Genomic DNA, 12,349 nt, shown 5'->3' with positions numbered 1-12,349 from the left:
TTTACAACTGCGGTAATTATGGGGATTGAATTAAAAGATTCAAGAGTTAGATGTCTCAATTAATTTAAATTCTTGGATTATTTTTTCGATTGGCGCTGATTTTGGACAAATTACACAAAAACGACTCTGATATTCTTGATTTTGAAAGTACGGCAAGCTAATCACAATCAATTCGTTACACTCTGAAAAAGGTAGGTTTTCAGTATTAAGTACCGACACCCCATTTTTAAATACTAGCTTGTCTTCGACAAAATTTAAAAAAGACACCCCAATGTTTAGGCTTTGCTCGCAATCTATTTGTTTATACAAATAGTTTTCACCAACCACAATACTATTATCAGAGCCAAGCTTTTGGCTTAGTTCACGCGTCCATTGGTTGAGTGAATCATGACAGTTACGCGGTGCAGTATTAGCCATTGCCTGCATACGGTACAAGCCTTCTATTAAGGTTTGTTGGCTAAATACCGTATTTAACCACGTGGCAAACTGATAACGCACAGTATCACTTGCATCATCGGGCTTATTAATACAAATGTTATGACTTTGCCCTGCTCTGTCTATTAATAAGATTAACCAATCCGTGGAATCAAAATCGAGCACTTCCACTCTAAATACTTGTTGCGAGCGTACCTGTGGCAAACCAACACAACAACACACCTGATAACGCTGACTTAAACCATGCGCTAATTCAACTAATTGTGTTTGCGCAGGTTGCCAGTAATTAGCTATGTCGGCGAGTGCAAAAAATTCCTCAAACCAATAATCAAATCCGTAGTCTGTTGGCACGCGCCCCGCTGATGTGTGGGGTGAGTAGAGCAAGCCCACTTTCTCTAAACGTGCCATGGCATTACGTACTGTAGCTGAGCAAACTGCCATACCTTTTAGCTTGGCAATTTTTGTTGATGGCACAGGTAAACCTTCACCATTACAATACGTGCTCATTACAGCCGCAAAAATTTGTTGATCTCGTGGGTTTAGTTTCATGGTTACTGCATCTTGTCTCATGTGCTTTATATCGGGGCAGAGCTTCTTAATTTCAAGTCATTAGCTACACGGCACGTAAATTAATGAGCTGCAAGATTAATTCATTGCAGTATTGCTAACGATCTGTATTTTCAAACACTTCTGTTTTAGGTTACTCTACAAATATTAAAACTTGCTGTGTATTTATTATGGATTCTCCTTTTCGCACTATCGGCCTTATTGGTAAACCAAATCATCCAGATGCGGCGGCAACGTTGCAGCGCCTGCATACATTTTTACTTGCGCTTGGTTTTACAGTTATTGTAGAAAAACGCACAGGAAGCCAACTTATTGATATACCAAAAAATAAGTTAGTTAAACTGGTCGACTTAGGTGAACAAGCTGATTTAGCCATTGTAGTAGGTGGCGATGGCAATATGCTTGGCGCAGCGCGTGTATTAGCACGCTTTGATATAGCCGTTATAGGTGTAAACCGAGGCAACCTTGGGTTTTTAACCGATTTAAACCCCGAGGGTTTCGAAGCCAGTTTAGAGCAGGTACTCAGCGGTGAGTATATTGAAGAAAAGCGCTTCTTACTCGAAGTAGAAGTGTATCGTCATAACGAACTTAAAAGTGCAAACTCGGCTGTAAACGAAGCTGTTTTACATGCCGACAAAGTAGCGCATATGATTGAGTTTGAAGCCTTTATAAATAACGACTTTGTGTTTTCTCAGCGCTCTGATGGACTTATTGTATCTACCCCTACCGGCTCAACTGCTTATTCACTATCGGGGGGCGGCCCTATTCTTACTCCTGAGCTTAACGCAATAGCGCTAGTGCCTATGTTTCCACATACTTTATCGAGCCGACCTCTGGTAGTTGATGCCGATAACGAAGTACGCTTAAAACTAAGCCTTGAGAACACCGATAGTTTGCAAGTTAGCTGCGACAGCCATGTGGTACTCGCCGTTTTACCTGGTGATGAGGTAGTCATTAAAAAAGCCGATAAAAAGCTGCGCCTTATTCATCCTAAAAATTACTCTTATTACAACGTATTACGCCAAAAGCTCAATTGGGGCAGTCGTTTATACTAATTTTATTGCTAAGTATCGTGCTTTAGAGCAAAATATATTTTTTATAAAATAGCTAACCAAATCAGGATTGTGCGGCAATGACTTATATTGTTTTTTTTGCTTTATTATTATTAATTACATTATTAGCTAGTTATTTAATTGTTGAAAATAACCGTAAAAAAGCAATCGAAGCGAAAAAAAAGCTTTTTAATGCTCGAGTATCACAAGTTAATACTCGCTTAAAGCTAAAGCTCAATGAGTTACTTGACGCTAAGCTTATCCGACCCAAATACCTGCCACGTATACAAGCCATTGTAAGCAATTTTTTTGTGGTGCAAGCTCACACGGATGAAAACCTAAACCAGTTAGAAAGTACTGCCGATTTACTTATTAATATACTGTCGAACGAGTTAATTAAAACTTATCAAAGCAATGTTTCTCAAAATTTAGTCGATAATATCCAGTACTTTGTAGCGGAACTTCCCTTGCAAGGTATTTTATATAACAAGACTTTTTATCAAACTATTTTACCCGCCCTTATTGTTAATATTAAAACAGAAGACATAGAACAACTCGCTGATAATATTAATAATGCTGACGAAACAAGCGAAACTAATAGCCATTCTAAAATTATTCAAGATGAAGAAATTGCGTAAGTCATAAAAATTTAATTTGCAAAAAACCAAAACACTGTATAAATTAACAGTCAATTGACTGGATGGATAAACAGTATGTTAATTGGTTTAGAAATTAAAAATTTCGCAATTGTAAGTAATTTAAGTACAGAGTGGCAAAACGGCATGACCGCAATTACCGGTGAAACGGGTGCGGGTAAGTCGATTGCTATTGATGCCCTTTCGCTATGTTTAGGCGAGCGCGCCGAAGCCTCAGCTGTGCGCCCAAACACAGATAAAGCGGAAGTATGCGCGCAATTTGATTTAAGTAATTTACCCCTCGCTCATGCTTTTTTAGAACAAAATATGTTGAGTAACACCGATAACGAATGTTTATTGCGCCGCGTGGTGTGTAAAAATGGCCGCAGCAAAAGCTACATTAATGGCAGCGCTGTAACAGCAGCGCAACTAAAAGAGCTTGGCCAGTATTTAATTTCGATTCATGGCCAACATGCCCACCAACACTTGTTAAAAGCCGAGCATCAACTGCAGCTACTAGATGCCTATGCCGGACATCATAATTTGGTCAGTGGCGTTAGCCAAAGCTATAAGCAATTTGCTAATTTACAAAAAGAATTTAAACACTTACAACAACAACAGCAGCAGCAAGCTGCGCAAAAACAACTATTAGAATACCAAGTAGCAGAACTTAACGAGTTTGCCCTACAAGAAGGTGAGTTTGAACAAATAGAAGCTGAGCATTACAAGTTAAGTAATAGCCAAACGATTTTAGAAACGTGTCAGCGTGAGTTACAGCATTTATACGAAAGTGATGAGCAAAATGCTTGTTCGTTATTGCAACACAGCGCGCAACAGTTTTCTGAGCTGGCACAATATGATGAAACATTAGCAAGTGTAGCTACATTGCTTGCAGAGGCCGCAGTACAAGTAGAAGAAGCTAGCCGAGAAGTGCGCAGTTACACTGAGCAGGCCGATTTAGATCCTGCTCGCTTGGTGGAGGTAGAAAACAGATTAAGCGGCGCTATGGATTTAGCGCGTAAACACCATATTAAACCACAGGCATTGGTTGAGTTTCATCAAGCTATTAGTCAAGAACTCGAGTCTATTAGCAATAACAGCTCTCGCTTAGAGCAGTTAGAATCTGAAATTGAAAACACACTTAGCCATTATCAACATGCTAGTGAACAGCTAAGCCAAAGCCGCCGTGAGTATGCTAATACACTAAACCGCTTAATTAGTAACAGCATGGCAAACCTGTCAATGGAAAACGGCATATTTGAAATTGCCCTAACTCAAGAAACCGAACGCGCACCAAATAGCTTAGGCTACGACAATGTATCGTTTTTAGTATCAACTAACCCAGGACAACCATTACAACCATTAGCAAAGGTTGCATCGGGTGGTGAGCTGTCGCGTATAAGTTTAGCTATTCAGGTAATTATTGCGCAAAAAGTCACAACACCTACCCTTATTTTTGATGAAGTTGATGTGGGGATCTCCGGCCCAACGGCCTCTGCTGTTGGTAAGTTATTGCGTCAATTAGGTAAGTCTACCCAAGTGATTTGTGTTACCCATTTACCGCAAGTAGCCAGCAGTGCGCATCAACAGTTTTTTGTTGCTAAAGAAATAGCAAATGGAGAAACTTTTACCCATATGCAGCCTTTAAACAAAGATGGCAGAGTTAACGAAATAGCACGCCTATTAGGGGGTGATAATATAAGTAAAACAGCAAAAGCAAATGCTAAAGAGCTAATAATGGCACACGCTTAATATTACTTTTATACGTTTATTTTAATATGTGGTTAGTAGGGTTAAGAGTTAAGGATTAAAATGCAAAATACAGTTGCCTACTTTTGTTTAACTGCGGGCTGGTTAGTGTTAATCGTTAGCCTTGTTTTTCTAATTTTGAGTACCTTTAAACATACTCACTTTAAGCAGATTTTATTGCGCTATTTAAATACAGCATTGGTATGGCAGTTATTGATCACGCTGTTTTTTATAATGAATAATACAACAGCCACTTTGAACAATTTTATTATTATTTGTGGGGTAATAATTACATTGCAATTGCTATGTAATTTAGCCTGTTATTTAGGTTTAAAACGCGCAAAAGCAAAAGGCAGACCCTCATTAGATCATTTTTCTATGGACTAAGTATTACTGTATTTTATTCAAGCAATAAATAAAGTACTTACAGTGGGGTAAAGCGTTTTAATGTGGTGCTTTGATGTTGGCTTTTAGTAGGTATTTTATTGCTGAGCTACTCAACTTTTTAAGTCTAAAAGCTAATGTTGCAGCATTTACGCACGTCTAATTTGGTTTGGCTGGTAAGTTTTTAATGATTAATTTATCGATAAGAAACGATTAATAAAAAACAATAAAACCACTATAAAAGTGGTTTTATTGTTTTAGCAAAATTTTGTATCAATACACCTTAAAAAGCGTGCTTATCGAGATATTATTCTGCGTCAGCTTCTTTATATTTAGCTGCTGTTTCAGTAATTAATGGTTGTAATTCACCACGCTGAAACATTTCGATGATAATATCACAACCACCAACTAATTCGCCATCTACCCATAACTGTGGGAATGTAGGCCAATTTGCATAAGCAGGAAGCTCAGCACGAATGTCTGGATTAAGTAAAATATCAACATATGCAAATGGTTCACCACATGACATTAACGCTTGCGATGCTTGTGAAGAAAAACCACAGTTAGGCAACTTAGGCGATCCTTTCATGAAAAGGATTATTGGGTTTTCTGAAATTTGCTGTTTAATTTTATCAATGGTTTCCATCTACAACCTCAAAATGACGATAATTTAATATACCTAAGGCCTTGAAAATAACTCAGTGAGACCATAGATCTATAACTTAAAATGGGCAAATAAAGCCGCAATTGAAATAGTCTTTAGCAATAGCATTGCTGTTTGCTAAAACTTGAGTAGAATACTCAACAATTATAGTAACACTATATTCCCGTTTGGTATAGATAACTGGCCTGTTCCAACAGGCATTACGTATTACTAAATGGACTATTAACTAAAAGAAGATGGAGATAAAAAATGGCATTTGAACTACCGTCACTACCATATGCAATTGATGCACTTGAGCCGCATATTTCAAAAGAAACTCTTGAGTTTCATCATGGTAAACACCACAACACTTATGTTGTTAAACTTAATGGTTTGATCCCAGGCACTAAGTTTGAAAACAAATCTCTTGAAGAAATCGTATGTTCATCAGACGGTGGCGTGTTTAACAACGCTGCACAAATCTGGAACCATACGTTCTACTGGAACAGTTTATCGCCAAATGGCGGTGGTGCACCTACTGGCGCGGTTGCTGATGCAATCAATGCTAAATGGGGCTCTTTTGATGCATTTAAAGAAGCATTAAACGACAAAGCAGTTAATAACTTTGGTTCTAGCTGGACTTGGTTAGTTAAACTAGCTGATGGTTCACTAGACATAGTTAACACTTCTAACGCTGCTACACCATTAACTGATGATGGCGTTACTCCAATCCTAACTGTGGATTTATGGGAACACGCTTACTACATCGATTACCGTAACGTTCGTCCAGATTACCTTAAAGGTTTTTGGTCGCTAGTTAACTGGGAATTCGCGAACGCTAACTTCGCTTAATTAGCCCTTAAAAGCTAAATTTAAAAAGACGCTGCGGCGTCTTTTTTTATGCTTGGTAAATTACCATCTCCTTGTACAAGTACCTCTTATATTAAAAAGTCAAGATCATAATTTTTAATATAAATTTTTAATTTTATTGCACAAAAATTCAAAATCGTGACTAGACTTTAAGAAGTTAAGCTATTTTTAAAGTGGGTTTTGGAGGTCTTTATGACGATTTTTGATCATTACCAAGCACGATACGAAGCTGGACAAGAAGAAGAGTACAGTATTGCTGAGTTTTTAGATATTTGTAAAACCGACAAATCTGCCTACGCAAGTGCCCCTGAGCGCCTACTAATGGCAATTGGCGAGCCACAAATGATAGACACAGCAACAGACGCACGCTTAAGTCGATTATTTTCTAATCGTGTAGTAGCACGCTACCCTGCCTTTGCTGATTTTTATGGTATGGAAGATGCCATCGAACAAATTGTTTCTTATTTAAAACACGCCTCTCAAGGCCTAGAAGAATGTAAACAAATTCTTTATTTATTGGGTCCGGTTGGTGGTGGTAAATCATCTATTGCCGAAAAACTGAAATACTTGATGCAACAAGTACCCATTTATTCTATTAAAGGCTCCCCTGTAAACGACCACCCGCTGTCATTATTCGATCCGATTGAAGATGCTAAATTACTTGAACAAGAATACGGCATTAAACCACGCTATTTGAAAACTATTATGTCGCCTTGGGCCGGAAAACGCTTAAAAGAATTTAATGGCGACATTAGCCAATTTAAAGTGGTTAAACGCTACCCTTCTATTTTAAATCAAATAGGGATTGCCAAAACAGAGCCTGGGGATGAAAACAACCAAGATATTTCGGCACTAGTGGGTAAAGTAGATATTCGCCAACTAGAACATTTTGCACAAAATGATCCCGATGCTTACGCCTACTCTGGATCTTTATGTTTAGCAAACCAGGGCTTAATGGAGTTTGTTGAGATGTTTAAAGCGCCTATTAAGGTACTGCATCCTCTGCTAACAGCCACCCAAGAGGGTAACTACAACGGTACTGAAGGTATTAGTGCTCTGCCCTTTAACGGCATGATACTAGCCCACTCTAACGAATCTGAGTGGCAAACATTTAAAAACAATAAAAACAATGAGGCATTCCTAGACCGGGTATATATTGTTAAGGTTCCTTATTGCTTACGTGTTACCGAAGAAATTAAAATTTACGATAAGCTACTTCAACACAGTGAGTTGTACAACGCGCCATGCGCCCCGGGAACACTTAAAATTTTAGCGCAGTTTTCAACGCTATCACGATTAAAAGAGCCTGAAAACTCGAGCCTTTTTTCAAAAATGCGAGTGTATGACGGCGAAACCCTAAAAGACACTGATCCTAAAGCTAAATCGTATCAAGAGTATCGAGACTATGCTGGGGTTGATGAAGGTATGACAGGACTTTCTACCCGTTTTGCTTTTAAAATTTTATCGCGAGTATTTAATTTTGACACCCTAGAGGTTGCTGCGAATCCAGTACATTTATTTTATGTGTTAGAACAACAAATTGAGCGTGAGCAGTTTGCATCTGATACCGAAGAGCGTTATTTGAGCTTTTTAAAAGGCTATTTAATTCCGCAATATGTGGAGTTTATTGGTAAGGAGCTGCAAACCGCATACTTAGAGTCGTACTCTGAATACGGACAAAATATTTTTGACCGTTATGTTATTTACGCCGACTTTTGGATTCAAGATCAAGAATACCGCGACCCCGATACTGGCCAACTATTTGACCGTGATGCCCTTAATGCAGAACTTGAAAAAATAGAAAAGCCAGCGGGTATTTCTAATCCAAAAGATTTTCGTAACGAAATAGTAAACTTTGTGCTTAGGGCTCGAGCGCACCATAATGGTAAAAACCCACTGTGGACCAGCTACGAAAAATTGCGCACCGTGATCGAGAAAAAAATGTTCTCTAATACCGAAGATTTGCTACCCGTTATTTCGTTTAATACCAAAACCTCTGCCGAGGATCAGCAAAAACACGAAGACTTTGTTAATCGTATGGTCGAAAAAGGCTACACACAAAAACAAGTGCGGTTGTTATCTGAATGGTATTTACGGGTTAGAAAATCGCAATAACCTTCATATTGGTAGTTTAGGAGGTAATTAATGGCGCATTTTATAGATAGGCGATTAAACGCAAAGAATAAAAGCACGCTTAATCGCCAGCGCTTTATTAGGCGCTATAAAAAACAAATTAAAGAAGCGGTTTCTGATGCGATTAATAAACGCAGTGTCACCGACGCAAGTTCGGGAGAGAGTATTTCTATTCCGCAACGCGATATTAGCGAACCTACATTTCATCAAGGAAAAGGCGGCAATAGAGAACAAATACATCCAGGGAACGATCAGTTCTCTACTGGCGATAAAGTAGAGCGCCCTAAAGGTGGGCAAGGTGGTGGCGCAGGAGGCGGTGAAGCGAGCGACTCGGGAGAAGGCCAAGACGAATTTGTATTTTCGATTTCAAAGGATGAATATTTAGATTTATTGTTTGAGGATTTAGAGCTGCCAAACTTGCAAGAAAATCAGCTCGACAAACTAGTACAAATGAAAACTCATCGCGCTGGTTTTTGCAGCGATGGTATGCCAAGTAATATTGATATTGTACGCTCACTCAAAGGCTCGTTAGCACGGCGCGTGGCCATGAGCGCAGGTAAAAAGCGTTTATTAGCAGAGCTTGAAGCTCAGTTAGTTATTTTACTTGCACAAGCACATCCTGATAAAGCTGCTATTGTGCTGTTAAGTAGTGAAATTGAACTGATTAAAAAGCAAATTAAGGCAGTGCCTTTTATTGATAATTACGACTTACGTTTTCGTAATTACGAAAAACGCCCTCACCCTACCAGCAAAGCCGTGATGTTTTGTATTATGGATGTGTCTGGCTCTATGGATCAGGCCACAAAAGACATGGCTAAGCGCTTTTATATTTTGCTATATCAGTTTTTAACACGCAGCTATAAAGACATTGAAGTGGTATATATTCGCCATCACACGCAAGCTAAAGAAGTTGACGAACAAGAGTTTTTTTACTCCCAAGAGACCGGCGGCACGATTGTTTCGAGTGCCCTTAAACTCATGGACGAAATAATTAAAGAGCGCTACAACTCTGAACAATGGAATGTGTATGCCGCGCAAGCGTCTGATGGTGATAACTGGGCAGACGACACACCGCAATGTGGACAAATTTTGCGTAATAAATTATTAAACGCAGTGCGCTATTTTGCCTATATAGAAATAACCACACGGGCGCATCAAAGTTTATGGCGCGAGTATCAAGACATAACCCAAAGCCATGCTAATTTTGCCATACAACATATTCAAAGCGTTGAGGATATTTACCCTATTTTTAGAGAGCTATTTAAAAAAGGTCGTCAGCAGCAAGGGGCTGCATAGCCTAAGCGAGGTAGTAAATATGAAGGATAAACATATAAGTGATGGCCCAGATTGGACTTTTGAGTTATTGGCCCAGTACCGTGATGAAATAGCCCGTGTTGCACAGCACTATCGCTTAGACACGTACCCTAATCAAATTGAAGTGATCACCGCTGAGCAGATGATGGATGCCTATTCTAGCGTTGGTATGCCTATAGGCTATAGCCATTGGTCATACGGTAAAAAGTTTATTCAAACTGAGCAAAATTATAAACGCGGTCAAATGGGATTAGCCTACGAAATCGTCATTAACTCCGATCCATGTATTGCCTATTTAATGGAAGAAAACACCCTGCCCATGCAAGCACTGGTTATGGCGCATGCTTGTTATGGGCATAATTCTTTTTTTAAAGGGAATTACTTATTTAAAACCTGGACCGACGCCGGCTCAATTATCGATTACCTACTGTTTGCTAAAAAGTACATTAGCCGCTGCGAAGAAAAATACGGTATTACTGAGGTAGAAACCCTGCTCGACTCTTGTCATGCGCTAATGAATTACGGCGTAGACAGATACAAGCGCCCGCAACGTATTTCATTATTTGAAGAACAAAAGCGCCAGCAAGAACGAAAAGACTATCTACAATCACAAGTAAACGAGTTGTGGCGCACTATTCCAGCTCAACAACAAGAAGCTAAAAAGCATGAGCGTCATTTTCCACAAGAGCCACAAGAAAATATTTTATACTTTATTGAAAAAAATGCGCCATTGCTAGAGTCATGGCAGCGTGAAATCATTCGGATTGTACGTAAAATATCGCAATATTTTTATCCGCAAAAACAAACCCAGGTGATGAATGAAGGTTGGGCTACATTTTGGCATTATACTATTTTGAATCACTTATATGACGAAGGAAAATTGACTGATTCATTTATGATGGAGTTTTTACAAAGCCACACTAATGTGATTTATCAACCACCTTATAATAGCCAATATTACTCGGGTATAAACCCTTATGCTCTGGGCTTTAATATGATGGTAGACATTCGCCGTATTTGTGAGCAACCAACAGAGGAAGATAAACGCTGGTTCCCGCAGTATGCTGGCAGTAATTGGCTCGACACGCTGCACTTTGCTATGCAAAACTTTAAAGATGAAAGTTTTATAAGCCAGTTTTTATCACCTAAACTGATCCGTGACTTTAAATTATTTACTATTGTTGATCATACAAATAACCCTCATTTAGAAATAGGTGCTATTCATGATGATAATGGCTATAAAGCAGTGAGAGAGGCGTTATCGGCGCAATATAATTTAAGTAATCACGAGCCTAATATTCAAATCTATAATGTTGATATTAGAGGCGACAGATCTCTTACATTACGTTATGTGCCGCACAATAATATTCCGCTCGCTAACTCACACGATGAAGTACTTAAACATCTTTACCGTTTATGGGGATTTAAAGTAAAGCTAGAGCAAGAGTCGAGTAGCGGTGAAGTTTCTATTCTTAGTCAATGTCCAATAGATGATTATCGCCATACCACGGAGTAAATAATCTAGATTATGGATAATAGATTTATTAAGCAACGCTGCATACTTGCGTTAACTAACCGATATAAAAAATGACGCTTAGGCGTCATTTTTTATATCGTCAAACATAGTAATACTATTCCTACCATTGTGTTTTGAATTATAAAGTGCTTTATCGGCAGCCTCAATCCAGCGTTCATGGTTTTTAAATTCATTACTATAAGAGGCAATGCCAATACTAACCGTCATACTCACTAGCTGATCTTTGTAAGCCACCGGGGTTGCCGCTATTAGTTCACGTAAACGCTCGGCTATTATCATCGCACCTTGTTTATCAGTATCGAGTAAGGTGATAGCAAATTCTTCACCACCGTAGCGCCCTGCTATATCTGTTTCGCGCAATGTGCCTTTTAGTAATTTTGCAATATGACGCAATGCCTCGTCACCACAACTGTGGCCGTACTCATCGTTCACTTTTTTAAAGTGGTCAATATCAAACATTAATAAAGTACTGCAACCACCACTGCGTTTAGTACGCAAAAACTCTTGGCGTAACGTATGTTCCCAGTGCCCTCGGTTAGCTAGCTGCGTTAAGCTATCGGTTTGACTAACTTGCTCAAGCTTTTTATTTAACTGTTCGAGTTCTTTTTTATTAACGGCTACATCTGTTACATCGTAAATAATAATACATATATGCTCAACATCACCACGGGTATTTGTTAGTGGAATAAAGGTGGCATTTTGGTACATATAATCAGCTTTGCCGGTAATTGGCCGATAGTTTTTAAAACGAAAGATATAAGGTTGCTGTTCCCAAATTGTAAACGAGCGGTTTTTTAGTACAAACACGGATTCAGATTTACTTCTAAACCACTTTTCATCTATTGCGGGAAATAAATCAAATAAGTCTTTGTGTTTAACTGCGCTTGGCAGTAATCCAGAATGATTTTCCATAAAACCATTCCATACACACACTTTATATTCTCTGTCGAGCACCACTAGGCCCACATCAACAGTATTAAACATATCCATTAACCAATGGATTTCATTCATATTTAAATCAGCTGACATA

At 38.8% G+C, this 12,349-nt stretch carries 10 protein-coding genes; 7 read left to right on the top strand and 3 right to left on the bottom strand.

The window, feature by feature from the left end; translation table 11 throughout:
* Positions 1-39: 39 nt before the first annotated feature.
* Positions 40-1,005: an HrcA family transcriptional regulator gene (locus H5079_RS01160; RefSeq protein WP_041454395.1), complete on the bottom strand. Its 966-nt coding sequence runs from the start codon at positions 1,003-1,005 to the stop codon at positions 40-42.
* A 167-nt stretch (positions 1,006-1,172) separates the two neighbouring features.
* On the opposite strand from H5079_RS01160, the gene nadK reads away from it, so the two are divergent.
* The 3 genes from nadK to recN all read left to right on the top strand — a co-directional run bounded on the left by nadK (position 1,173) and on the right by recN (position 4,441).
* Positions 1,173-2,057 (top strand): NAD(+) kinase, encoded by an 885-nt coding sequence (gene nadK / locus H5079_RS01155; RefSeq protein ID WP_179806702.1) that lies wholly within the window; start codon positions 1,173-1,175, stop codon positions 2,055-2,057.
* Positions 2,058-2,134: 77 nt separating this feature from the next.
* The gene (locus tag H5079_RS01150) at positions 2,135-2,692 is read left to right on the top strand and encodes a hypothetical protein (protein WP_089368105.1); all 558 of its coding nucleotides are present in this window, start codon (positions 2,135-2,137) and stop codon (positions 2,690-2,692) included.
* Between the two features lie 75 nt (positions 2,693-2,767).
* Positions 2,768-4,441, top strand: a complete 1,674-nt coding sequence (recN, locus tag H5079_RS01145) for a DNA repair protein RecN (RefSeq protein ID WP_089368104.1) — start codon at positions 2,768-2,770, stop codon at positions 4,439-4,441.
* Positions 4,442-5,129: 688 nt separating this feature from the next.
* Here the strand turns inward: recN and H5079_RS01140 are convergent.
* On the bottom strand, positions 5,130-5,468 hold the full coding sequence (locus tag H5079_RS01140; protein WP_004335359.1) for a Grx4 family monothiol glutaredoxin: 339 nt from the start codon (positions 5,466-5,468) through the stop codon (positions 5,130-5,132).
* Positions 5,469-5,735: 267 nt separating this feature from the next.
* Between H5079_RS01140 and H5079_RS01135 the strand changes: the two genes are divergently transcribed.
* The 4 genes from H5079_RS01135 to H5079_RS01120 all read left to right on the top strand — a co-directional run bounded on the left by H5079_RS01135 (position 5,736) and on the right by H5079_RS01120 (position 11,298).
* The gene (locus H5079_RS01135) at positions 5,736-6,317 is read left to right on the top strand and encodes a superoxide dismutase (RefSeq protein WP_011327899.1); all 582 of its coding nucleotides are present in this window, start codon (positions 5,736-5,738) and stop codon (positions 6,315-6,317) included.
* Positions 6,318-6,527: 210 nt separating this feature from the next.
* Positions 6,528-8,450, top strand: coding sequence for a PrkA family serine protein kinase (locus H5079_RS01130; protein WP_011327898.1), 1,923 nt, complete (start codon positions 6,528-6,530; stop codon positions 8,448-8,450).
* Positions 8,451-8,480: 30 nt separating this feature from the next.
* Entirely contained in the window at positions 8,481-9,764 is a 1,284-nt protein-coding gene (locus tag H5079_RS01125; protein ID WP_058373133.1) for a YeaH/YhbH family protein, read from the top strand.
* A 19-nt stretch (positions 9,765-9,783) separates the two neighbouring features.
* The gene (locus H5079_RS01120) at positions 9,784-11,298 is read left to right on the top strand and encodes a SpoVR family protein (protein ID WP_041454394.1); all 1,515 of its coding nucleotides are present in this window, start codon (positions 9,784-9,786) and stop codon (positions 11,296-11,298) included.
* A gap of 78 nt (positions 11,299-11,376) precedes the next feature.
* Here the strand turns inward: H5079_RS01120 and H5079_RS01115 are convergent, their stop codons facing one another.
* Positions 11,377-12,348, bottom strand: coding sequence for a diguanylate cyclase (locus tag H5079_RS01115; RefSeq protein WP_011327895.1), 972 nt, complete (start codon positions 12,346-12,348; stop codon positions 11,377-11,379).
* Position 12,349: the final 1 nt, after the last annotated feature.

Origin of the sequence: Pseudoalteromonas sp. SG44-5 (assembly GCF_014164175.1) — a bacterium.
In the GTDB taxonomy this organism is placed as follows: Bacteria; Pseudomonadota; Gammaproteobacteria; order Enterobacterales; family Alteromonadaceae; genus Pseudoalteromonas; species Pseudoalteromonas nigrifaciens.
This window is presented reverse-complemented; position numbering and strand designations above follow the sequence as displayed.

Bases quoted from the DNA above. Each gene is read 5' to 3' on its own strand.
- H5079_RS01160 (WP_041454395.1), bottom strand. From the start codon at position 1,005: ATGAGACAAGATGCAGTAACCATGAAACTAAACCCACGAGATCAACAA.
- nadK (WP_179806702.1), top strand. From the start codon at position 1,173: ATGGATTCTCCTTTTCGCACTATCGGCCTTATTGGTAAACCAAATCAT.
- H5079_RS01150 (WP_089368105.1), top strand. From the start codon at position 2,135: ATGACTTATATTGTTTTTTTTGCTTTATTATTATTAATTACATTATTA.
- recN (WP_089368104.1), top strand. From the start codon at position 2,768: ATGTTAATTGGTTTAGAAATTAAAAATTTCGCAATTGTAAGTAATTTA.
- H5079_RS01140 (WP_004335359.1), bottom strand. From the start codon at position 5,468: ATGGAAACCATTGATAAAATTAAACAGCAAATTTCAGAAAACCCAATA.
- H5079_RS01135 (WP_011327899.1), top strand. From the start codon at position 5,736: ATGGCATTTGAACTACCGTCACTACCATATGCAATTGATGCACTTGAG.
- H5079_RS01130 (WP_011327898.1), top strand. From the start codon at position 6,528: ATGACGATTTTTGATCATTACCAAGCACGATACGAAGCTGGACAAGAA.
- H5079_RS01125 (WP_058373133.1), top strand. From the start codon at position 8,481: ATGGCGCATTTTATAGATAGGCGATTAAACGCAAAGAATAAAAGCACG.
- H5079_RS01120 (WP_041454394.1), top strand. From the start codon at position 9,784: ATGAAGGATAAACATATAAGTGATGGCCCAGATTGGACTTTTGAGTTA.
- H5079_RS01115 (WP_011327895.1), bottom strand. From the start codon at position 12,348: ATGTCAGCTGATTTAAATATGAATGAAATCCATTGGTTAATGGATATG.